The following is a 22,068-nucleotide window of genomic DNA, read 5'->3' on the forward strand; positions in this document are numbered from 1 at the left end:
CCCTCCCGGCCCAGGGAGGGGAGAGGCAAGGAGGTAAGGATGAAGCGCTTTCTAACCCTGGCCCTCTTCATCGTGTTGGCGGCTTTGGCCGAGAAGCCGGTGTTCGTAGCCACCCTTAAGCCCTATGGCCTCCTCCTGTCCCAGCTGGTGGGGGAAACAGGGGAGGTGGTGGTGCTGGTGCCCCCTTCCGCCAACCCCCATGTGTACGAGCCCACGCCTTCTCAGGTGCGGTTGGTGGCCCAAGCCAGGTTGGTGGTGGCCAACGGTGCTCACCCGGACGGCTGGGTGGTGGAGAAGCTGATCCGGCCCAACGCCTTGGCCACGCCGGTCCTTTGGGTGGCCGATACCGTGCAGGAGGAGCTCATTCCCACCCCCACCGGGCCCGATCCGCACGTATGGGTGGATCCCCTGCTGATGGCCAAGGCGGTGCCCGCCCTGGTGGCGGCTTTGGAAAGGGTTGATCCCGCCCACGGGGTCCTATACCGAACCCGCGGGCATTGGCTTCAGGCGGAACTGCTGAAGCTGGACCGGGAGGTGCGCGCTCTCCTTGGCGAGCGGACCAGGCCCGGAGTCTTGGCCTTAAGGAACCCGGTTCGTTACTTTGCCCGGCGGTACAGCATTCCCATTCTTTACACCGTGGTCCCCAACCCCGAGGCCCCTGAGGCCAGCGCCAGGGCGGTGGCCGAGGCCCGGAGGATCGCACAGGAGAAGCAGATCCGCTACCTGCTGGCGCCCTTAGCCACCCGCACTCAAGCCCTACCCCTGGGCAGGAACCTTGGCCTCGAGGTGATCTTCCTGGACATCCTGGGGGAGGAGGCCTCCAGCTACCCGGGGTTGGTGCGCCAGATAGCCACCGGGTTTGCCCAGGCCCTGCGCTAGAGAGAGCACAAACCGAACGAACGGGCGAGTTAAGGCAAATCCCCTACCCCAGGGCCGGGGTAGGGGATGGCTTTAGGGGGCCTTAGAGGGAACGCTTCAGGAGGGTTTCCCAGGTGGGATTGGGGGTGAGTTTCACCAGCCCCTCGGCGTTCACCTGACGGCCTTCCGTCACGGCCACCCGCCATACCTGGACCACGTTGGCCTGGGGGTCAATAGGTGGCGGAAAAGAGGTTTTTCTTCTGCTGTAGATACCGGGCGATGGCCGAATCCTCCTGGGCGGCCTTGGCCACCATGCCCGGTCCCCACCAGGGCCTTCAGGGCGTTTTTGGTAAGGCCGTAGTTCACCTCGGGGGTCGCCTGTCCCCCGAAGATCAGGGCCACGGCCTCCTCCTGCGGCTTCAAGGGAGGCACTTCCTCGGGGGCGACGAAGGTGGTCACCTTGAGCTGGCGCTGGCCCTCGAGGTCCAGGTAGCTGGCCCCCATGGCTCCCACCAGGCCAGCACGGATGCTGGTGTTGTTGGTGAGGATGTGCAGGCTCTTAAGCCCCAGGTTCTGGGCCAGCACCTGGCCAAAGGCCTTTCCCGTGCAGCCCCGGAGCACCAGGTGCTCACCCAAACTCAGGCTCTGCGCCATACCTCCCCCTACAGCGGCCAGAAACAGGATGCCCGAAATCAAAAAGCGCTTGTTCATACTGGCCCTCCCGTGGGGGCTTTTTTCATGCCTCATTTACCTTACCCAGGTGATGTATGACCGAAGGTGAACATTGGCACACTTCCATCCTCCGCGCCTTCCAGGGCCAGCATCAGGTGGTCCTTAAGCCTTAAGGGTGGAAGCCCGTGCTTCTGCCGAAACCGCTCGAGGAAGAACCGGCGCTCATCCCGGCGGTTGCCGTGGCTTTGGTTGGCGCCGTGCACCCCGATGCTCACCCCCCTTCCCTTCAGGTATCGGAAGGGAACCCCCTTGCGATAGGCCCTGAGCCAGAGGTCCCAGTCCCAGTAGTCCCCCACCTCCGGGTCCAGGCCCCCGAGCTCCCTTACAAGCCGGAGGGGAAGGGCCGTGCCCGAGGCCAGGATGCGGTTATCCACCAGGATCCAGTCCCCAGGCTCGCCGGGGCGGAAGGGTATCTCCCACGAGCCCAGGTTCAGCACCCCCTCCCCGTAGACCAGGGCCTCCTCCCTGGGCAGAATGCGCCATACCCGGTACAGGTAAGCGGGGTCCAGGAGAAGGTCGTCGTCGTCCAGGAAGAGAACCACCTCTCCCCGGGCCTGGGCCAGGGCCTGCATACGGGCCTCCACCTGGCCCCGACCCGGGTTAGGAAGGGCCCGGAGCCGCGGATCTGCCAGGCCAGCCACCACTTCCATCCCCTCGCCCTCCCCGTCGTCCACCACCACCGCCTCAAACCGGGTAAAGGTCTGCCGGAGAAGGGAGGCCAGGGCTTGGCGCAGGGCGTCCGGCCGGCTCCGGGTGGGGATGAGGACGCTAATCATGGGCCAGGGCCGGTTGGAGGCGGGCCTCGTCGGTGAGGTCCAGCCTGAGGGGGGTGGCGGCGATAAACCCCTGCTCCACCGCCCAGCGGTCCGTGCCCTCCTCCGCTTCCTTAAGGGGTTTGGCGGCGAACCAGTAAAGGGGTCTTCCCATGGGATCTTCCCCTTCCACCACCACCCCCTCATAGGCCCGCACGGATTGCCGGGTCCAGAGGAACCCCTTGGGCCGGTGAGGCAGGTTGATGTTGACCAAAAAGGGCTTTTCCAGCCGGAGAAGGTTCTCCAGCACCCGTTCCACCCAGGGCCGCAAGGCGGCGAAGTCCGGTCCGCTTCCGTTCATGGGGGTGCTGAAGGCGGCCGCGGAGATCCCGAAGAGGCGGCCCTGCTTGGCCGCGGCCACGGTGCCCGAGTGCCAGATCTCGTGGCCCAGGTTGCTCCCCAGGTTGATGCCGGAAAGGACCAGATCCACAGGCCCGAAGAGGTGGAGCCCCAGGGCCACGCAGTCGGCGGGGGTGCCCCGCACCCGGTAGGAGGGGAAGTGGGGAGCGGGCAGGGGGGAGGGATGGGGGAAGGCCCGCACGGGGTGGGCGATGGTGATGGCGTGGCCCACCCCGCTCTGCTCCACGTCAGGGGCCACCACGAAGACCTCGCCAAAGGGGCTTGCGGCCTCGGCCAGCGCCCAAAGCCCTGGGCTGAAGACGCCGTCGTCGTTGGTCACCAGGATCCGCATGCCCCTACCCTAAGGGGCCAATGTCAGCTCAAGATCAGCGGCAAAAACCGCTGGGGGACACCCCCAGCGGGAAGGAGGAGCCTGGTGGGTCAGGGTTGGGCCACGCTCCGGTTGTAGCGCTCCAGGGCCTGGTCTGCCCGGGCCTTGGCCTCCCTCAGGGCCTCGAGGGCAGGCTTCCCCTTCAGGGTTTCTTCCCAGGCGGTCTGCACGTACTGGCGTATTTCGGGGAAGGCCCCCATCAGGCAACCGGCGCTGGAGGGGTTAACCTTGCTGGTGGCTAGCTGCTGGATGGCGGTGGTGTAGTTGGGCTGCTTCACGTGGGCCTGGCGTACCTGGGGAAGCTCGGTCACGCCCCGCACTATGGGGAAGTAACCGGTGGCCAGGTGCCAGCGGGCCTGGGTTTCCGGCTCCAGGAGGAAGCGCACGAACTCCCAGGCCGCCTGGACCTGTTCCTCGGGGAAGCCCTTCAGCACGTAGAGGGCAGCGCCCCCGATGGCTACCCCATTCCGCTCCCGGAGGAAGGGGTAGAAGGCAGTGCGCAAGGGAAAGCGGTTCCCCACCTGCCGCAGCACCCCCGTGAGGCTGGCCGTGGAGTAGGCGGCGATGGCCGCCTGGCCCTGGGCGAAGAGGCTTTGCGAGTCGGCCCAGTTGCGCCCGGTGTTGGCGGCCACCCCCTCCCGCACCAAACGGGCGTACATGTCCAGGAAGGCCGCGGCGGCCGGGTTGCCAAAGGTGACCGCGGTGGCCCTGGCCTTGCGGCCGTTCTCGTTGTTGCAGAAGTATTCCCCGGAGTTATAGGAGATCTGCTCCACGAACCAGGAATCGATGGGAATGGAAAGCCCGTAGCGTACGGTACGGCCCTGGGCGTCCTTCTTGGTGAGCTTGCGGGCGGCTTCCTCCAGGTCCTTAAGGCTCCAGGTCGGCTTGAAGGGGATCCCCGCCTCCTGGAAGGCGGCCATGTTGAGGTAGAGGATGGGGTTCGAGGAGTTAAAGGGAAGCCCGTAGAGCTTCCCCTCCACCGTGTAGTAGTTGCGGGGCTGGGGGAGGAAGCGACCCAGGTCAAACCCGCTCTTCCGGGCCAGGTCCTCGAGGGGCACCACCGCCCCGGAGTCTGCCATGATCCGGGCCCCGATGTCGTAGACCTGGATCACGTGGGGGTAACCCCGGCCCGCGCGCAAGGCGGCGAGAAGCTTGTTGATGCCGTCATCGTAGCTGCCCACGTACTGGCTTTTCACCTGAATCCGGTCCTGGCTTTTGTTGAAGTCCTGCACCAGCTTTTCCGTGGCTTCCCCCAGAACCCCACCCATGGAGTGCCAGAACTCCAGGGTGACCCTTTGGGCCTGAGCGCCGCCCAAAAGGAGCAGGGTGCTGAGGATGGCCTGTGCCCAAACCCGTCTCGTCCACATGCGCATACCTATACCTCCTATCCCTTCAGCCCGCCCATGGCGATGCCCCGGACAAAGGCCCGCTGGGCGAGCAGGAAGGCCAAAAGGCTGGGGAGGAGCACCAGGATGGCCGCAGCGGCCACCACGTTCCAGCGGGCTACTTCCTCGTTGAGGATGAAGTTCACGGCGATCTGGGCCGTTTGCATCTCCCGGCTTTTGGTCACCACCAGGGGCCAGAGGTACATGTTCCAGGCCCCGATGAAGGTGAGGGCCGCCAGGGCCCCCAGGGCGGGGGCCGAAAGGGGCAGGGCCACGTGGCGGAGCATCTGCCAGTGGTTGGCCCCGTCGATCCGGGCGGCATCGAAGTAGTCCTCAGGGATGGTGCGCAGGAACTGCCTGAGGAGAAAAACCCCCAGGGGGCTTGCCAGGAAGGGAACCGTGAGGGCCAGATAGGAGTCCAGCCAGCCCAGGCGGTCCACCAGGAGGTAAAGGGGCAGGAAGGTGACCTCCCCAGGCACCAGAAGGAGGGCCACCGCCAACCCGAAGAGGGCCTCCCTTCCAAGGAAGCGGAGCCGGGCGAGGGCGTAGGCGGCCAGGAAGCTGGTGGTGAGTACGCCCAGGGTGATGAGGCTGGACACCAGGAGGCTATTCAATAGGAACCGCCCCAGGGGGAACTTGGTGAGGGCCTCCTGGTAGGCCTCGAGGCTGGGCCGCGGGGGGAGGAGGCCCGGGGCGTAGAGGTCCCCCTCCGGGCGGAGGCTTGCGGAGAGGAGGGTGAGGAGGGGGAGGAGAAGGAGAAGGGCATACCCCCCGGCCAGGAGGTAGGTGGGCCAGAGCCTTCGCCGCCTACCCATAGTGCACCCTCCGACCGAGAAGCCAAAACTGCAAGGCCGCCAGGAGCAGGAGCACCACGAAAAGCAACAAGGCCTCGGCGGCGGCCAGGGGCACCCGGAAGTTGAAGAAGGCATCCTGGTACACCCGGTAGATCCAGACCATGGAGCTTTCCGCCGGCCCCCCGCGGGTGAGGAGGTGGATCTGCCCAAAGGCGGTGAGGCTCTTCAACACCACCAGGAGGCCCACCAGGAAGAGGGTGGGGGAGAGGAGGGGCAGGGTGATCCTCCAGAAGCGGGTCCAGGGGCCGGCCCCGTCCACCTCCACCGCCTCCAGGATCTCCGCAGGGATGTTCTGCAGGCCTGCGGTGAGGAGGACCGCGGTGAACCCCACCCCGGCCCAGGCGGTGATCACCGCCAGGGTGGGCAGGGCTAGCTCCGGGCTGGTGAGCCAGGGCTGGGGCGGCAGGCCCAAGGAGGCCAGGAGGCGGTTGGCAAGGCCCCCCACGGGATGCAGGAACCAACCCCAGGCCACCGCCGCCACCGCGGTGGGCACCGCCGTGGTGAGGAAGAAGAGGGTGCGGAAGAGGGCCACCCCCGGGTAGGGCCGGTAGACCAAGAGGGCCGCCAGGAGCCCCAGAAGGAGCTCCAGGGGCGCGGTGATCAGGGCGAACTTCAGGGTGAGCCAGGCGCTTTTCCAGAACTCCGGGCGGCTTACGGCCTCCTGGTAGTTGGCAAGCCCGGTCCAGACCCGTCCCCGGCCGAAGAGATCCTCCTGGTGCAGGGAAAGCCAAAGGGCCTCGAGGAGGGGCAGGACCAGGAAGAGGAGGAAAAGGGCGTAGGCGGGTAGCAGGAAGATCAAAGCCTCCCCCTGGCCCCTCAGGTGTCTTTGGAGGCGCTGGGCCCGGCTGAGGGTGGCGTACATGTCCGGGATAAGGCTAGGCCCCTCCGGTCAGGGCTCGGTCAGGGAGGCTTTCCCGCAGGCTTCTCAGGAAGGCGATGGAAGGGGCCGGGTCAACCCGCACCTCCAGGACCAAGGTGCGGTCCAGGTAGGGACCAAGCCAGGTCCGGTGGCCGAGGACCCCGGTTCCCAGGTTCCAGTGCCGGTCGTAGAGGCCGTCTGTGTCGTTCAGGTGGAGGTGGTCGGGCTCCAAGGCCAGCCAGGGCCCTGGTTCCGGCACCCGGCTGAAAACCCGGGCATGGGCGGCGTCGAAGCAAAATCCCACCTCGGGGTAGGCCTCCAGGATGGGGGCCAGGGCCCTGGGCTCCGGCTCGTGGGTGTTCTCCAGGACCAGCTCCACCCCCAAGGTCCCGGCCCGCCGCACCACCGGCTTCAGGGCCTGGATGAGCCGGTCCGCCCGGTCCAGGGCCTCCTCCAGGGTGCGGCCGTGGGGGATGCCCGAGTGGAAGACCGCCCGGTCCGCCCCGAGCTCCGCCGCCCGGTCCAAGCCCAGGAGAAGCCGCCTGAGGGTGAGGTTGCGCACCTCCGGGTCCGGGGAGACCAGGTCCAGGTTCCAGAAGGGGAGGTGAACGGAGAGAGTTCCCTCGTAGCCGGTGGCCAGTTTGGCGAAGAGGGCGTCCTCCTCCAGGAGGGCGGGCTCCAGGTAGACCTCGAGGCCCAGCCAGGGATCCTCAGGCGCCGAAAATCTTAGAGCTTCCTCTAGGCCCATGGCGATGCGCAGGTCCATGGGTTCACCGTAAGCCCCTTGGGTCAGAGCGCGGTCAGGGTCCTTTCCATAAGGGTCGCTGGCGGCCCATCAAGGAGTTTGCCAGCGAGAAGGGCATGCTCCTCCCTAGAGGTACTCGAGGGGGCTTTCCCGCATGGCCTGAAACGCAGGGGGCAGGGCCGCCAGGATGCCCAGGGGCAGCAGGGCGAAGGCCCGGGCCAGGAGGTCCAGGCTAAGTTTCGGAGGGGGGAGGTAGAAGCCAAGCCGCTCCCCCAAGGCCCCGGAGCCGGCGGCGGCGAGCCCCCAGCCCAAGAGGACGCCGAGAAGGATCCCGAGCCCCACCTCGAGGGTCGTCTCCCACAGCAACACCGAAAACACCAGCCCCCGCGGTGCTCCCAGGGCCCGCAGGAGGGCGTTGTGGCGGCGGCGCTCGAGGCCCTGGGCATAGATTCCTTGCCAGATGAGGAGGGCGGCCAGAAAGAGCACCAGGAGGGACAAGGCCCCGTAGGCGGACTGCCCCTGGAGCATCGCCTCCCTCAGCTGGGCAAAGACCTGGCCGGGCAGGACCGCCTGGGCTTCCGGGCTCCGGTTAACCTCCTGGGCCACCTGGTACACATCGGAGAGGCGCCGGCCTGTGAAGAGCACGGCGGTAACTTCCCGCTTCCCCTCACCTTCCCCGTGGACCTCCCAGTAGGCCTCTATGGGCACCAGGATGGCCCGGTCCCAGGGGCCTCCCGTGGGCTCGAGGATCCCCACCACCCGGTACTTTTCCTCCTGGTGGTGGGCAAGGGCGCTGGCAGCCTCCGCTTGGCTGGCGAAAAACCCGTGGTCGCTCAGAAACTCGGCGCCCACCTTCAGGCCCGTTTCCCGTGCGGCCCTAGCCCCCAGCACCGCCTCGTACGTGTGGAGGAAGGGCCGCCCCTGCTTCAGGCGGAAATACGGCGGATCCGTGGGCGTAAGCCTGAGCTCAAAGACCTGGGTACTGGTCCCTATGAGCGGAAAGCCCCGATAGCTGTCCCCAAAGGCCAGGGGGACCACCCGCCTTGCTCTGGGGTCACGGGCCAGTCGCTCGTAGGTGGCGTAGGGCAGGTTGGCGATGGGGGGTTGCAGGAGATACAGGCTCGAAAGCACGGCCTGGGTAGGGCTACCTTTGGCGGCGATGAGGAGGTCGAAGACCTGGGCGGCATTGGCCGCCCCTCTTTCCAGGGACTGGAGCACCAGGGGAACCACCAAGGCCATGGCCGTGGCCAGGGCTATCCCCAGAAGGGTGAGGAAAGTGGAAAAGGCCCTCACCCTTAGGTTTCTGACGACGATCCACAGGGTCATGGACGCCTCCAAGCGGGAGACTAAAGCTCCACCTGGCGGGGGAAATGGCCCACCACCCACGGGTCGTGGGTGGCCAGCACCAGGGTGGCCTTAAGGCCGATGGCCGTGTGGATCAAGAGCTCCAGGGCCACCTTTGCCCTGGAACGATCCAGGTGGGCCGTGGGCTCATCGGCCAGGAGGAGGCTTGGCCGGTGGGCCACCGCCCGGGCCAGGGCCACCCGTTGCCGCTCCCCAGTGGAAAGGCGTTTGGGAGTGTGCCCCAGACGGTGTTCCAGACCCAGGGTCTTAAGGACCTCCTTGGCACGGTTTTCCGCCACCCTCCCCCTTATGCCCGCAAGGCCCAACCCCAGGAGCACGTTCTCCAGCACGGTATAGCCTTCGGCCAGGTAAAAGTCCTGGAAGAGATAGCCCACCTTTCCTCTCCGATAGGCATCCCGCTGGGATTCGTTCAAGGCAGCCAGGTTCATCCCGGCAACCCAGACCTCTCCCTCGCTAGGCACCAACAGGCCAGCGAGGAGGTGTAAAAGGGTGGTTTTCCCGCTCCCGGAGGGACCCAGCAGGACCACCTGTTCCCCGGCGGCCAGCTCCAGGTCCGGCAACGTCACGGCCACCTCCTCCCCGTAGCGCACCACCACCCCCTTGAGGCACACCTCCCCCATCAGGGCACCTCCTCCACCCGGTCCGCGTAGATCCGCACCAGGCTCACGAACCCGGTCTGGGAATCTTCCTTAACCCCGATATCCAGGCGCCCCGTTACCCGGATGCGGCGGGTGGTGGGCTTGGCCTCCTGACCTTTAGGCATGATCACCAGCACGATATCCGGGGGCCAGTCGGCGGCCGTGGAGCAGAAGGGGCAGGTGGCCAGGGGGACCTTGGTCAGAACAAAGAAGTCCAGCTTGGGTTTGAGGGGTGGGGCCATCCAGCCCGTCATGCTCACCCGCTGACCGTTAAGGGCTTTCAACCGGGGTGAAAACTCGATTCCCCTTACGGTCACCCGGCTGTAAAGGTCGGCAAAGTCCAGGGTGACCTGGGCGAGCCCTCCCCCGCCCAACCAAAACCCCAGCAAGAGGACCCAGATCGCGGGATTCCAGGGCAAGGGGTTTGAGGTCGGGCGGGGAAGGCTCATGGGGTATGACCCTCTTTAGAAAACGGGCTAGCGGCCCAGGTAGGGGTTGAGACCCAGGGCCTGGGCCATGCGGAAGAAGATCTCCGTTTGGTCAATCAGGCCGTTGAAGAGCTGGGATCCGGCGCCGAAGGCAAAGAGGGGGAGTGGATCGGCGGTGTGCACCCCCTGGCTGGAGTTGACGGGGAGGTTGCCGGTGCGAAGGTAGGCGCCGGGTTCCTTGCACACCTCCGGGTTGGCCACGTAGCCGCCCTTGCCGTCGGAAATGGTGGGGTCCTTGTACACTTCCCGGCCCCGGAAGGTTTCGCAGTAGTCAGGGGTGGCGGCAAAGCCCACCGCAATACCCCAGCTGGTTTCGGGCAGGGGGAACCCGTTGGCGTCCTTCCGATCACCGTAGGTGGGGAACTTCGCGTTTTGATAGACCCCGACACCCTCGCGACCCTGCTTGGAGTAGTCGTAGCCGCCGAAGACGGAGATGGAGTGCCCGTGGTCGGCGGTCACGATGACCAGGGTATCGGGGTGCTCGGCAGCGTACTGCTTGGCCCAGGCCACTGCCCGGTCCAGCTCTAGCACATCCCACAGGGCCCGTTGCCAGTCCAGGGGGTGTTCGTACTTGTCCACCATTCCCGCTTCCACCAGCAGAAAGAACCCGTTGGGGTTTTGGGAGAGGGTTTCCACGGCCTTCTGGGTCATTTCCCACAGGTAGGGCATGTCGGTGAAGCTACCCAGCATCTCAGGCCGCTTCCAAACCGCCCGGTCCAGATAGCTGGGGAAGTTGTCCAGGTGGAAGAGGCCAAAGAGCTTCCCCTGGGGTTTGGCGGCCAGGAGCTCGGTGCGGGTGCTGACGAAGGTATAGCCCATCTTTTGGGCCTCGCTGATCCAGTCGGTATCGTCCTTGCGGCGGGAGCCCGGTGCGCTTTTGGGGATGAAGTCGCGGGAACCCCCGAAGAGCATGACGTCCAGGGGAATGCCGAATCCCCCGCGCCCGAAGTACTGGTCGGCGATGGCCTGGTAATCGCTACGCCGGCGGGTGTGGGCGTTGACCGAGGCCGGGGTGGCGTCCGTACCGAAGGTGGTGGTGACCACGCCGAGGCTGGCCCCGCGCACCCGCTTCATCATCTCGGCCAGGGTTTCCACCCGGGGGTGGGCCAGGGTGTCCTTGAGGTTGGCCGGGCCGGCGTTGAGGGCGTTAACCGGCAGCTTAAGCCCCGACATGATGGAGGAAGCTGAGTTTGCGGAATCGACAATGAAGCTGTCGAGGCTGCTGGTCACCACCGTGGCCATGCCGCCATAGCCGGTTTCGATCTCGAGGAATCCCTTAGGTATCCCGTTTTCCGGGTTGTACCCTTTGGCGATGATGCGGGCGGCGTTAAGGGTGTTCCAGCCCATCCCGTCGCCGATAAAGAGGATGACGTTCTTGGCTGGACGGAGAGGACGGGGGTACTGCCTTGCCTCCCAACGCACGATCCTTTGGGTTTCGCCGGCTTCGTCCTTGACCTTCACCTCGAGGGTGTGGCTGCCTGGACGCAAGGAGAGGCCACGGAGGGTCCACTCGGCCGTTCCCGTTGCCTGGGAGGTCTGTTCCAAGCCCGTTAGCGGTACCCCATCCAGGGTGATGTGGTAATCCTTTAGCGCACCGTTTAACTCCGAGGCCTCCACCCGGAGGTCGAAGCGTTGGCCAGCCAGCAGGGCCGCCCCGTCGTAGGGAAAAACGGCCAGCTTAGCTGCCCACGCCGAACCCAAGGCTAAGGCCAGTCCCAATAGAACCCGGAAGGTCTTCCTCATAGCCTTACCTCCCGATCGCACCCTAAGGGAGACGGGTCATGGGAATGTCATCCCTTGCCCCCAGAGCCCTCCCCACCGGGATCGAAAGTTTTGTTGAGCCTCTAATAGGCTCAGGAGGTCAGAAGAGCCTTTCCTAGAAGCTCTGCTCTGCGCCTTACCTGGGTGGACTGTTAACCCGACGTTGCCGGGACCCGTTAATCCTCAGACAGAAACAGGTTGTGATCCATCAACTCATCATGTGGGAGGAAGCGATGGCCCGGCAAGACCGGAAAAGGTTGTCCAGAGCAAGATCCTCAGCAGCTAGAAGCAAGAGCGAGTGCCCCACCCTACCCGGTTACCCTTAGGTATGGGTGAGGCCACCGCTTGGGCTGGGCGGACGAAAGTATTCAGGATCTCTTTCCGTTGCGGTTCTCGGATGGAGGGAACCCCGCTTGCCTGTCGTGCACGCACAAGGCGAGCCCGGGAGGGGGGTTGACGGTTTCCAGAGGGTCCGATAAACTCTCGCGGCGTAAAGGGGGTGAGGGATGAGGGTACTCTTCATCATCAACGACGCTCCTTACGGATCTGAAAAGGCGTACAACGCCTTGCGAATGGCCATGACGCTGCAGAAGCAACACCCAGATGTAGAAATTTCCATCTTTCTGTTGGCGGATGCGGTCATCTGCGCTCTACCCAATCAAACAACGCCCCAGGGGTACTACAACATTGAGCGGATGCTGAGGGCAGTTATCAGCAAAGGTGGGAGAGTGAAGGCTTGTGGGACTTGTTCGGAAGCTCGGGGGATAAAGGGCCTTCCCTTGATTGAAGGGGTCGAAATCGGCACAATGGCCGATTTAGCACAGTGGACTGTCGAAGCGGATAAGGTGCTTGTGTTTTGAACGGCGAGCCGAGGGTGGGGTCGTGAGGCTCAGACACAAGTTCCCACCAGGGTCAGCCTGGCCCCTTCTGCGGAAATAGGCCCCGGCGTTTAGGGATCTCCTTCATCTTGTCAACAGGTGGCACCCCTCAAATCGTTGCAACTGGCGTCGTGGAGGAGCCGTAGGGGAGTTCGTGTTGGAGGTGTTCACCCCCTTTCCGAGCCTATCATCAAGGGCCAGGCCCAGGGTCTGGAAGTCTTACCCGGTGCCACCGTCCCCTTCTCCATCGCGCTTGAAGGTGAGGGGTTTCCCGCCGTTTGATCCCTCTCGGCTACCGGTGCTGGGCAGGAGCTGACTCGCCCCCCATCGTCCTAATGGTGCAAGACCCGTTGCAGGAAGGCCCGGGTCCTCTCCTCCCTGGGGGAGGAGAAGATCCCCTCCGGCCTCCCCTCCTCCACAATCTGACCCCCGTCCATGAAGATCACCCGGTCCGCCACCTCCCGGGCAAACCCCATCTCGTGGGTCACCACCAGCATGGTCATACCCCCTCGGGCCAGGTCCCGCATCACGTCCAACACCTCCCCCACCATCTCCGGGTCCAACGCACTGGTGGGCTCGTCAAACAGCATCACCTTGGGCTCCATGGCCAAGGCCCGGGCTATGGCCACCCGCTGCTGCTGGCCCCCGGATAGCTGCCCCGGGTACTTCCTCGCCTGGTCCAGGATCCCCACCCGCTCCAAAAGCTCCAAGGCCTTCCGCTCCGCCCGCTCCCGGGACCAGCCCCTCACCCGCATGGGGGCCAGGGTGATGTTCTCCAGCACCGTCATGTGGGGGAAGAGGTTGAACTGCTGGAAGACCATCCCCACCTCCCGCCGCACCTCCTTGAGGGCCCGCTCCTCCTTCACGTTGTGGCCGTCCACCACCACCTCCCCCTCCTGGAAGTCCTCCAGGCGGTTGATGCAGCGGATCAGGGTGCTCTTCCCCGAGCCCGAGGGACCGATGATCACCAGCTTCTCCCCAGGGGCCACCTCCAAATGGATCCCCTTGAGCACGTGCAGGGTACCAAACCACTTGTGCAGGTTGTGGATGCGGATGATGGGGTCCATCCTCTACCTCACGCCGAGTCCCATGCGCCGTTCCACCAGCCTTCCCACGTAGGAGAAGGCGCCCGACACCACCAGGTAGACCACTGCCAGAAACAGGTAAACCTCCCGCTCCAGACCCACGTTTCTCGGATTGGCCAGCACCGCCCTGGCCACCCCCATGAGGTCCAGGATGCCGATGAGGGCCACCAGGGAGGTGTCCTTGAAGAGGGAGATGAACTGGCCCACCAGGGCGGGGACCACCGCCCTGAGGGCCTGGGGCAGGACCACGTAAAGGGCCGCCTGGAAGGAGCTCAGGCCCAGGCTGTGGGCCGCCTCCCACTGCCCCTTGGGCACCGCTTGCAGACCGCCCCGCACGTTTTCCGCCAGGTAGGCGGCGGCGAAGAGGGTAAAGGCCAGGAGGGCCCTGACCACCTGGGGAAGCCGGAAGTCCTCGGGAAGGAAGAGGGGGAGGGTCACGAAGGCCAGGAAGAGAAGGGAAACCAGGGGTACCCCCCTCACGGCCTCGATGTAGGCGATGGCCAGGAGCCGAAGCCCCACGAGCCGGCTTTGCCGGGCAAAGGCCAGGGCCACCCCCAAGGGGAAGGCCAGGGCCATGGCGCTGAGGGAGAGGAGGAGGGAGAGAAAAAGCCCGCTCCATAGGGTTACGGGGAGGGGCAGGGCCAGAATTCCCGCTCCTATCCCTACCACCAGCACCCAGCCCGCCTTGGGCAGGGGCAGGATCCCCAGCCTTCCCAGCCATCCCGCCAGGGCAACAAGCCCGGCCAGCAGGGTAACCCAGGCCCTCCAGGTGAGCTCGGGGGGCATCTGACCCACGAACAAGTAGCGGAGGTTTTCCGTCACCACCCACCACTGGGCCCCCAGGGCCCAAAGGAGAAGGGCCTTGCCCAAGGCGTACAGGAGAGCCAGCAGAAGAAGGGTGAGGAGGGCGTTGCCGGGGGAACCGAAAAGGGCGCGGATGAGCCTCATAGCTTCCACCTCAGGGCCACGCGGCGGTTGTAGACGTTGACCAGGGCACTGATGCCCAGGCTCAGGCTCAGGTACACCCCCATGACCAGGAGGATGGCCTCGAGGCTCCTCCCGGACTGGTTGGCCACCGTGGAGTAGACGGAGAAGAGGTCGGGATACCCCACCCCCACCCCCAGGGAGGTGTTCTTGGCCAGGTTCAGGTACTGGTTGGCCAGGGGGGGAACGGCGATGCGCACCGCCTGGGGGAGGATCACGAGGAAGAAGGTATCCCTGGGGGAAAGCCCCAGGCTTAAACCCGCCTCCCACTGCCCCCTGGGCACCGCCAGGATGGCCCCGCGGATCACCTCGGCGATGAAGGCCGAGGTGTACACCGTGAGGCCAAAGAGGAGGGCGGCGAACTCCGGGGTCAGGGAGGTCCCACCCCTGGGGCCAAAGGGCCCCACCTCCACCGGGACGAGCCGGATGGGCGGCCCCAGGACCAGCCAGGCCGCAACAAGGGCCAGGAGGGGCCCGATCCATGCCCACCTCCCGGCCTTGCGCAGGGCATACCCCAAGAGGACGGCCCCGAGGAGCCCCAGGGCTCCGGGAGCCAGGGTAACTTCAGGCAGAACCAAGCCCCGCTGGGATAGATAGGCCCCCCCGAGGGCCAGCCCCTTCTCCCAAGGGGGAAGCTTGAGGAGGAGGCCGAAGTACCACACAAAAAGCTGGAGGAGAAGCGGGGTGTTGCGCACCAGCTCCACGTAGCCGAAGGCCAGTCCCCGGGCCAAGGGATTGCCGGATAAGCGGCCCATGGCCACCAGGAGGCCCAGGAGGCTTGCGGCCACAAGCCCCAGAACCGTTACCCTAAGGGTGTTGAAAAAGCCCGCCAGCAAGGCCTGCCAGTAGGTGTCCGAGGGGTAGTAGGGCCTAAGGCCCTCGCCCTGCGACCAGGTGACCCCCTCGGAGAGGGAGAAGCCCGCCTCCTGGGAGAGGAAGGCGAAGCTGAAAGGGATGCCCTGGGCGGCCATGCGGGCCTTGGCCGTCCCCACCAGGTAAGCCAGCCCCCAGGCCACCAGCCCGAAGACCAGTGCCTGGAGGACCAGGTCCCTTAGGCGAGGCATGCTTTAGCGGAAGGGAGGGCTGTACATGAGGCCGCCAAAGCGCTGCAGGGCGTTCAGGGTGCCGGTGCGCGGTATGTGGAAGGGGCTCTTGGCACCGAAGAACCGGTCGTAGATCTCCCCGTAGTTGCCCACGGCCCGGATCACCCGCACGGTGAAGTCCTTAGGGAGGCCGAGGTCCTGGCCCAAGGTCCCCTCGAGGCCCAGGAACCGCCGGATCTCGGGCACATCGGATTTCAAGAAACTATCCAGGTTCTTGCTGGTGATGCCGTATTCCTCCGCCTGAATGGTGGCGTACACAATCCAGGCGAGGGCATCCCGCCAACGGGAGTCGTTCTCGCGCACGAACCCCGCCAAGGGCTCCTTGGAGATGGTTTCCTTGAGGATGACCAGCTCCTCGGGGTTGGGGGCCGTGGCCCGGAACCCCACCAGCTGCGACTTGTCGGCGGTAAAGGCGTCGCACCTGCCCTGGAGGAAAGCGGCCATCACCTTGGCCCCGTCCTCAAAGGTGAGCAGCTTGGTGTTCCGCCAACGCTTGGCCCGGATGTAGTCGGAGATGTTCTTCTCGTTGGTGGTGCCCTGGGTGGTGCAGAAGGTGGCCCCTTCCAGCTCCCTCAGGCTGTTGGCCCGGCCCTTGCGCACCATTACGCCCTGGCCGTCGTAGAAGGTGACGGGGAGGAAGTCCACCCCCAGGGCCCCGTCCCGGTTGGCGGTGACGGTGGTGTTGCGGAAGGCCACGTCCACCTCACCGTTCTGGACCGCCTGGAAGCGGACGCGGGCGTCCAAGGGAACGTAATCCACCTTGTCCGGGTCCCCGAAGATGGCGGCGGCCACCGCCCGGCAAAACTCCACGTCAAAGCCTGTGTACTTGCCGGTTTTCTGGTCCAGGAAGCCGAACCCGGGCAGTACGGCGTTCACGCCGCAGATGAGCTTTCCCCGGGACTTGACCAGATCCATGCGGGATTGCTGGGCCCAGGATGGGGCCATGGCCAGGATGGCTAGAACCAACAAACCAACCAACCAACGCTTCATGCCAAAACCTCCTTCTGGTTCCGCGACAAGATATCACCCTGTGTTTGGCCCTGTCAACGGGGGCTTGGGGCTCTCGGGGATGGGAGTTCGCACCCGGTTTTGCCGCAGGAAGTTTGTGGTTGATCCGGGAACGAAATAGGGGTAGCTCCCGAACCTGCCCAAGCGCTGGAGTACCGGCCAAGGTCCACCCTCACCAGTCCCCAGCTCTGGCGGAACCCGTAGAGACGGTCCGTGAGCGCCCCGAGTAGGCCCGCGCCTTCGCTGGCTGTGCCGCGAAGCACCAGGTGCCCCTGGGCGGTGGAACTCCAGGCCAGTGCCCAGGTTCCCCCAAGTTCCATGCCCGGGTCGGGGGCAGGCCAGGTCCAGAACCCGCTCGCCAGGTAAGGGCGTCCTTCCATGAACCCAGGCTGGCTGGCGTTGAGGGGACTGAGCAGGAGGGCGTCCCGGAACAGGGGGATGGAGCCTTGGTCCACGTCGGTGCGTGCGTCTAAGAAGACGAAGTCCCATGCCTCGCCTCTCGCAATCCGGCCCAAGGCCCAGGTTTCCAAAAGGCCAAAGCGGGCACCGGGTTCCAGCCAGACCCTTGTTCGTTGTTCCAGGGCTGCTCGGGGGAACAGGATGGAGAGCCCCGGGTAGAACTCCAATTCGCTTTCCTGGGCGGCTTGGATCACCACCTCTTGACGCGCAAGTCCTGGATGGACCTTCCCTGCGGATTGGTTCACCAAAAGCGCCTTGGCTCCTGGCCCCAGGTGCACCTCGATGCGGAAAAGGTCGCCGTCCAGGAGGCCAGGGCCCAGGGTGATGAGCTGAAGAAGGATCCTGTCCCCTAGGTCGAAGGGGCGGAGGATGCGGAGGGCTCCTGAGGAATGGGCCCGTTGCACCAGGGTCCTTCCACCACGGTAGACCAGATGGATCTCGAGGGAGTGGACCCTCTTAGGCTCAGGCCTCTTCAAAAAGGACCTCTCGGCGAATCCAAGCCAGGATTTCATCCAGTCCCTTTCCCGTTTGGAGGTTGGTGAAAACGAAGGGACGCTCTCCCCGCTGCCTCTTGGCATCCCGTGCCATCACGCTGAGATCGGCCCCCACGAAGGGGGCAAGGTCGATTTTGTTGATGACCAAGAGGTCGCTGCGCACGATGCCGGGACCTCCCTTGCGCGGGATCTTATCCCCCCCGGCCACATCGATCACATAGATGAACACATCCACAAGCTCGGGGCTGAAGGCGGCGGCGAGGTTGTCCCCGCCGGATTCCAGGAACAGAATGTCCAGGTCGGGGAAGCGGGTCAGCATTTCCTCCACCGCTTCCTGGTTGACGGAGGGGTCCTCGCGGATGGCCGTGTGGGGGCAGCCACCCGTCTGGACGCCTTTGATGCGTTCGGGCGGTAGGGCGCCTGAACGCACCAGGAACTCCGCGTCCTCGTACGTGTAGATGTCATTGGTGATGACCGCCAGGGAGTAACGGTCCCGCATGGCCTTGCACAAACGGTCGATCAAGGCGGTTTTCCCTGATCCCACAGGGCCAGCGACGCCAATCTTCACCGGTCGCACGCATCTCACCTCCTCACGACAAGAAGAGACGGGTTTCCAAATGGGGTTGCACCGCCGCCCAGAAATCCCAACCCGGTGTGGCCGTGTGGAAGTGGCCGTCAGGGTCTTTGAGGATGGCCATGGCCTTGGTTGCGATGTGTGGCTGAAGCTGGGTAAGGATTTCTTGGGCGGCTTCGGGTGAAAGGGCCATGCTCCGTATGGCTGCGGCCAATAAGGCCATCAGGCTGCTTTGCAGGTATAGGGGCAAGGCGAGGGATAGGGGCAAGCCCAACCGGGCGAGGGCCCAGCCTGTGACCAGGGATTGGTGGGGAGGAACGGAAGAGGGCCAGGCCAAACCGTAGAGGCGGCTGAGAATGCGGAGGAGTCGTCCACCTAGCCGCAAGCTGGTTTCCCTGGGGCCCGCTATGGGTGTCCAAGCTGCGAGCTGGTGGGCAAGCTCCAATAGCTCTTTGGGACGACCTGCTCGGGAGTGGGCCAGGGCGCAAGCCGCCCCCTCGAGGCCCACGCTGCCTTGGGTTAAGCTGGCATAGAGAAGGTCATATAGGGCCCGTTGGGACAGGTTTCCCCCTTGAGCGTAGGCCTCCAGACCCCACGAGTGGGCGAAAGCTCCGATGGGGAACTGGGAGTCAAGGATCTGCTGCAAGCGCAGGAGCAAGAGCGTTCCCCCCATACCTCCTCCTAGTGGGCGTGCTCCCCTGGGGCGTTCCCCACGAATGGCCCTTGGACCCGCTCGACCGCAAAGCCCTTTTGCCTAAGCCGATGGTAAAGGCCTTCGTCCCAGAGGGCGTAGATAAACCTTCCTTCCGCAACCATGTCCCTGTGGAGGTTGCCCAAGAGGTGGCCTACCTGGGCGGCCTCCCTAAGGGTTCGTGGCCTGACCCGGAGGAGATCCTCTTCCGCCGCCGTTACCATATACGCTTTGCCCCCACCAGCCCAGAGCACGGTGCCTGGGCGCAACACGGTTCCCGTCGGCAGGGCGAGGTAGAAGGCCTGACCGTCCGGAGCGGTCAGGAGACGGCGTACCCTTCTGCGGTCGGCTGCGGTCAAGGGAATCGGTACGGTTTCAAGGCCTTGCTCACGGTTGCCGGCATCGGGTAGCGTTGTGATTAGAATCGGTTCCATGACATCCTCCTAAAAGAGAAAGTAGCGCTGGGCCAAGGGTAGACGCCCGGCCGGATGGCTGGTAATGGGTTGGCCGTCCACCCGCACCTCGTAGGTTTCCGGATCCACCTCGATGGAGGGGAGAACGTCGTTTAATCGCATGTCCCTTTTGCTAAGGTTTCGGACGCCCCCCACAGGAAGGAGCCTGCGCCGCAGGCGTGCCGGCAGGTTCCCTGATTCCAAGGAGGCCCTGGACACGAAGGTGAAGGCCACCTCTTCCAAGGCCCGACCAAAGGCGGCGAACATGGGCCGGTAGTAAACCGGTTCCGGGGTGGGGATGGAGGCGTTGGGATCCCCCATAGGGGCGGCCACAATAAAGCCCGCCTTAATGACGAGATCGGGTTTTACCCCGAAAAAACGGGGATCCCAGAGGACGAGGTCGGCGTACTTGCCGGGTTCCACAGAACCCACGTACTGTGCGATCCCGTGAGCGATCGCTGGGTTGATGGTGTACTTGGCCAGGTAGCGCCGGATGCGGAAATTGTCGTTCCTCTCCGAGTCCTCCGGCAAGGAACCACGTTCCTCCTTCATCTTGTGGGCTGTTTGCCAGGTGCGGAGGATGGTTTCCCCCACACGCCCCATGGCCTGGGAATCGCTGGACATCATGCTGATGGCGCCTATGTCGTGCAGGACGTCCTCGGCCGCCATGGTTTCTGGCCGTATGCGGGACTCGGCAAAGGCCACGTCCTCGGGGATCCGGGGGGAGAGGTGATGGCAGACCATCAGCATGTCCAGGTGCTCCGCCAGGGTGTTCTCCGTGTAGGGCATGGTGGGGTTGGTGCTGGAAGGAAGCACGTTGGCGTGGCCTACCACCTTCAGGATGTCCGGAGCATGCCCGCCGCCTGCCCCCTCGGAGTGGTAAGCGTGGATAGTGCGGCCGCCGATGGCCCTCAGGGTGTCTTCGACAAAGCCGCTTTCGTTCAAGGTGTCGGTGTGGATGGCCACCTGTACGTCGTAGAGGTCCGCAACCCGCAATGCGACGTCGATGACCGCGGGTGTGGCGCCCCAGTCCTCGTGGATCTTCAATCCGATGGCCCCGGCGAGGATCTGTTCCTCCAGTGCGCCTACTAGGGAAGCGTTGCCTTTACCCAGGAGCCCGAAGTTGACGGGTAGCCCCTCGAGGGCTTCCAGCATGCGGTGGAGATTCCAGGGGCCTGGGGTGCAGGTGGTGGCCTTGGTCCCCTCCGCAGGACCGGTACCCCCGCCGATCATTGTGGTGATGCCGCTGTAAAGGGCTTCCCATGCCTGTTGAGGGGAGACGAAGTGGATATGGGCGTCGATTCCGCCGGCCGTGAGGATCTTTCCTTCCCCGGATATCACCTCGGTGCCGGGACCGATGACTAGACCGGGGGTTACGCCCTCCTGGACATCGGGATTGCCCGCCTTACCCAGGGCCACGATGCGGCCATCCTTGATCCCCACATCCGCTTTGACCACGCCCCAGTAATCCAGGACGATCACGTTGGTGATCACCAAATCCAGGGCTCCTTGCTCCCGGCTCAGCTGGGACTGGCCCATCCCATCCCTAATCACCTTGCCCCCGCCGAAGACCACCTCTTCCCCCGGAACAGTCCGGTCCTCCTCGATTTCCAGCAGGAGGTTGGTATCCCCCAGTCTTATGCGGTCACCCTTGGTAGGGCCGTAAAGCCTGGCATAGTCTTCTCTCCGGAGCCTCATAGGAACCCCCTCTCATGGGCTTTCCTTAGAGCCACTCCTCGGTTTTCCTCCAACGATCCCGTAACCAGGGCATTCATGCCGAAAACCGTTCGCTTACCTCCCAATTCGACCAGCTCCACTTCTCGCGTTTCCCCAGGTTCAAACCGCACCGCCGTGCCAGCAGGGATGTTGAGCCGGAACCCGTAGGCTTTCTCCCGATCGAACCAAAGGGCCCGGTTCACCTCGAAGAAATGGGCATGGGAACCTACCTGGACGGGCCGGTCCCCCGTGTTGGCCACCAGGATGCGGATAACCCTGCGGCCTGAGTTGATTTCTATGGGTGTCTCCTCCAACATGTACTCTCCCGGGATCATGCTCCCCCCCGTAAAAAGTCCCACACGATGGCCGAGGCCACAGCCAGACTGCCGAGGGCAACCCCTACCGAGGCCAGGCGTTGCAGGTACCGGACCCGTCCCGCCACCAGCACAAAGGGCGCCCCCACGGCCAGGCTCATAAGGAACATTCCCAACAGGGCACCTGCGCCGAAGACGAGCACATAGAGGAAGGCCCAAAGAGGGCTGGGCATTTGGCTGGAAGCCAGGAGAACCAAAGCGGCCGAACCGGACAGGCCGTGGATAACCCCCCAGAAGGTGGGGGAGAGTAGGGGGCTTCTTGGAGAACGACCCACAAAGGAGCTCCGCTTCCAGGTTCTCAAGGTTCCCAGGCCTAGCCAGGCTAGAGCCAGAGCCACTATGAGCTCCATGGCTGCCGAGATTCCCCGGGGTAGGGGCAGGTGCAAGGCAAGGATCACGCCCCCTACCGCCGCCAGGGTCAGGAGGTGCCCCAGGCCCCAAAGGGCGCCGACCCCTGCTGCTTTCCAGGGGTTGTTTTGCTGGGTCACCAGGTTGACCACCGCTGCCACGTGGTCGGGTTCCAAGGCATGGCGCAGGCCTAAAAGCACCCCCACGGCTAAGAGGGAAAGGAACGATCCAGCGTCCACGAGCTACCTCCTCAGGAAAGGCTTGGTTGCCTGTGCGTGGGCTAGCGGGTCTGGCCTGCTAGAGACTACGAAAATCAGAAGCCGTCTTTCCACTTGCATCCCGGGCCTCCTTGCTCTGCCTCCTATCGGATGGGGTTGTGGATGGTGACCAGCTTGGTGCCATCCGGAAAAGTGCCCTCCACCTGGATCTCCTGGATCATCTCCGCAACCCCCTCCATCACCTCGTCGCGCGTGAGGACCTGTGTCCCAAGCTCCATTAGCTCGGCAACGCTCTTTCCATCCCTTATTCCCTCCAGGATCTCGGCTGTAATCAAGGCCACCGCCTCGGGGTAGTTAAGCTTTAAGCCGCGGGCTCGGCGCCGGCGGGCCACTTCTCCCGCCAGGAAAATCAGGAGCTTATCTATCTCCCGTGGGGTAAGGCGCATCTTCCCACCTC

25 protein-coding genes are annotated in these 22,068 nt (G+C 64.6%); 2 read left to right on the plus strand and 23 right to left on the minus strand.

Annotated features, from left to right (window positions below; translation table 11 throughout):
- The first annotated feature begins 39 nt into the window (after window positions 1–39).
- Window positions 40–879, plus strand: coding sequence for a metal ABC transporter substrate-binding protein (locus EBI04_RS02785; RefSeq protein WP_135255944.1), 840 nt, complete (start codon window positions 40–42; stop codon window positions 877–879).
- A 168-nt stretch (window positions 880–1,047) separates the two neighbouring features.
- Here EBI04_RS02785 and EBI04_RS02790 read toward each other — a convergent pair whose 3' ends face one another.
- The 11 genes from EBI04_RS02790 to EBI04_RS02840 all read right to left on the minus strand — a co-directional run bounded on the left by EBI04_RS02790 (window position 1,048) and on the right by EBI04_RS02840 (window position 11,209).
- Window positions 1,048–1,569: a hypothetical protein gene (locus EBI04_RS02790; RefSeq protein ID WP_240695356.1), complete on the minus strand. Its 522-nt coding sequence runs from the start codon at window positions 1,567–1,569 to the stop codon at window positions 1,048–1,050.
- A 41-nt stretch (window positions 1,570–1,610) separates the two neighbouring features.
- Window positions 1,611–2,366 (minus strand): glycosyltransferase family 2 protein, encoded by a 756-nt coding sequence (locus EBI04_RS02795; RefSeq protein ID WP_135255945.1) that lies wholly within the window; start codon window positions 2,364–2,366, stop codon window positions 1,611–1,613.
- A complete protein-coding gene (gene surE / locus EBI04_RS02800) occupies window positions 2,359–3,093 on the minus strand; it encodes a 5'/3'-nucleotidase SurE (protein ID WP_135255946.1) in 735 nt (244 codons plus the stop codon). Before surE ends, EBI04_RS02795 begins: the two co-directional genes overlap by 8 nt.
- An 89-nt stretch (window positions 3,094–3,182) precedes the next feature.
- Entirely contained in the window at window positions 3,183–4,505 is a 1,323-nt protein-coding gene (locus tag EBI04_RS02805) for an ABC transporter substrate-binding protein (protein WP_135255947.1), read from the minus strand.
- An 11-nt stretch (window positions 4,506–4,516) separates the two neighbouring features.
- Window positions 4,517–5,332 carry a carbohydrate ABC transporter permease gene (locus tag EBI04_RS02810; protein WP_135255948.1) on the minus strand — a complete coding sequence of 272 codons (816 nt, stop codon included), beginning with the start codon at window positions 5,330–5,332 and terminating at the stop codon, window positions 4,517–4,519.
- A complete protein-coding gene (locus tag EBI04_RS02815) occupies window positions 5,325–6,233 on the minus strand; it encodes a carbohydrate ABC transporter permease (protein WP_135255949.1) in 909 nt (302 codons plus the stop codon). Before EBI04_RS02815 ends, EBI04_RS02810 begins: the two co-directional genes overlap by 8 nt.
- Before the next feature lie 13 nt (window positions 6,234–6,246).
- Window positions 6,247–6,996, minus strand: coding sequence for a TIM barrel protein (locus EBI04_RS02820; protein ID WP_135255950.1), 750 nt, complete (start codon window positions 6,994–6,996; stop codon window positions 6,247–6,249).
- Between the two features lie 105 nt (window positions 6,997–7,101).
- Window positions 7,102–8,301 (minus strand): ABC transporter permease, encoded by a 1,200-nt coding sequence (locus EBI04_RS02825; protein WP_135255951.1) that lies wholly within the window; start codon window positions 8,299–8,301, stop codon window positions 7,102–7,104.
- Between the two features lie 20 nt (window positions 8,302–8,321).
- Window positions 8,322–8,960 (minus strand): ABC transporter ATP-binding protein, encoded by a 639-nt coding sequence (locus EBI04_RS02830; protein WP_135255952.1) that lies wholly within the window; start codon window positions 8,958–8,960, stop codon window positions 8,322–8,324.
- Window positions 8,960–9,427, minus strand: coding sequence for a hypothetical protein (locus EBI04_RS02835; RefSeq protein WP_240695357.1), 468 nt, complete (start codon window positions 9,425–9,427; stop codon window positions 8,960–8,962). The genes EBI04_RS02830 and EBI04_RS02835 overlap by 1 nt, the downstream gene beginning before the upstream one ends.
- A 27-nt stretch (window positions 9,428–9,454) precedes the next feature.
- Window positions 9,455–11,209, minus strand: coding sequence for an alkaline phosphatase (locus tag EBI04_RS02840; RefSeq protein ID WP_135255953.1), 1,755 nt, complete (start codon window positions 11,207–11,209; stop codon window positions 9,455–9,457).
- A gap of 524 nt (window positions 11,210–11,733) precedes the next feature.
- On the opposite strand from EBI04_RS02840, the gene EBI04_RS02845 reads away from it, so the two are divergent.
- Window positions 11,734–12,087 (plus strand): DsrE/DsrF/TusD sulfur relay family protein, encoded by a 354-nt coding sequence (locus tag EBI04_RS02845; RefSeq protein WP_135255954.1) that lies wholly within the window; start codon window positions 11,734–11,736, stop codon window positions 12,085–12,087.
- Window positions 12,088–12,437: 350 nt separating this feature from the next.
- Here the strand turns inward: EBI04_RS02845 and EBI04_RS02850 are convergent, their stop codons facing one another.
- The 12 genes from EBI04_RS02850 to ureA form a co-directional block, all read right to left on the minus strand.
- Window positions 12,438–13,172 carry an amino acid ABC transporter ATP-binding protein gene (locus EBI04_RS02850; protein ID WP_135255955.1) on the minus strand — a complete coding sequence of 245 codons (735 nt, stop codon included), beginning with the start codon at window positions 13,170–13,172 and terminating at the stop codon, window positions 12,438–12,440.
- A 3-nt stretch (window positions 13,173–13,175) separates the two neighbouring features.
- Window positions 13,176–14,138 carry an amino acid ABC transporter permease gene (locus EBI04_RS02855; protein WP_135255956.1) on the minus strand — a complete coding sequence of 321 codons (963 nt, stop codon included), beginning with the start codon at window positions 14,136–14,138 and terminating at the stop codon, window positions 13,176–13,178.
- The gene (locus EBI04_RS02860; RefSeq protein ID WP_135255957.1) at window positions 14,135–15,238 is read right to left on the minus strand and encodes an amino acid ABC transporter permease; all 1,104 of its coding nucleotides are present in this window, start codon (window positions 15,236–15,238) and stop codon (window positions 14,135–14,137) included. Before EBI04_RS02860 ends, EBI04_RS02855 begins: the two co-directional genes overlap by 4 nt.
- Before the next feature lie 3 nt (window positions 15,239–15,241).
- A complete protein-coding gene (locus EBI04_RS02865; RefSeq protein WP_135255958.1) occupies window positions 15,242–16,267 on the minus strand; it encodes an amino acid ABC transporter substrate-binding protein in 1,026 nt (341 codons plus the stop codon).
- A gap of 53 nt (window positions 16,268–16,320) precedes the next feature.
- A complete protein-coding gene (locus EBI04_RS02870; RefSeq protein WP_167481865.1) occupies window positions 16,321–17,220 on the minus strand; it encodes an urease accessory protein UreD in 900 nt (299 codons plus the stop codon).
- On the minus strand, window positions 17,207–17,815 hold the full coding sequence (gene ureG, locus EBI04_RS02875) for an urease accessory protein UreG (RefSeq protein ID WP_135255960.1): 609 nt from the start codon (window positions 17,813–17,815) through the stop codon (window positions 17,207–17,209). Before ureG ends, EBI04_RS02870 begins: the two co-directional genes overlap by 14 nt.
- Window positions 17,816–17,828: 13 nt before the next feature.
- Entirely contained in the window at window positions 17,829–18,485 is a 657-nt protein-coding gene (locus EBI04_RS02880; protein ID WP_135255961.1) for an urease accessory protein UreF, read from the minus strand.
- A gap of 8 nt (window positions 18,486–18,493) precedes the next feature.
- On the minus strand, window positions 18,494–18,937 hold the full coding sequence (locus EBI04_RS02885; protein WP_135255962.1) for an urease accessory protein UreE: 444 nt from the start codon (window positions 18,935–18,937) through the stop codon (window positions 18,494–18,496).
- 9 nt (window positions 18,938–18,946) lie between these two features.
- Window positions 18,947–20,653, minus strand: a complete 1,707-nt coding sequence (gene ureC, locus EBI04_RS02890; protein ID WP_135255963.1) for an urease subunit alpha — start codon at window positions 20,651–20,653, stop codon at window positions 18,947–18,949.
- On the minus strand, window positions 20,650–21,006 hold the full coding sequence (locus tag EBI04_RS02895) for an urease subunit beta (protein WP_135255964.1): 357 nt from the start codon (window positions 21,004–21,006) through the stop codon (window positions 20,650–20,652). Before EBI04_RS02895 ends, ureC begins: the two co-directional genes overlap by 4 nt.
- Window positions 21,003–21,632: a HupE/UreJ family protein gene (locus tag EBI04_RS02900; RefSeq protein WP_135255965.1), complete on the minus strand. Its 630-nt coding sequence runs from the start codon at window positions 21,630–21,632 to the stop codon at window positions 21,003–21,005. Before EBI04_RS02900 ends, EBI04_RS02895 begins: the two co-directional genes overlap by 4 nt.
- A 122-nt stretch (window positions 21,633–21,754) precedes the next feature.
- Window positions 21,755–22,057, minus strand: a complete 303-nt coding sequence (gene ureA, locus EBI04_RS02905) for an urease subunit gamma (RefSeq protein ID WP_135255966.1) — start codon at window positions 22,055–22,057, stop codon at window positions 21,755–21,757.
- Window positions 22,058–22,068 lie beyond the last annotated feature (11 nt).

The sequence above is a fragment of the Thermus caldilimi genome, assembly GCF_004684245.1.
Taxonomy (GTDB): Bacteria; Deinococcota; Deinococci; order Deinococcales; family Thermaceae; genus Thermus; species Thermus caldilimi.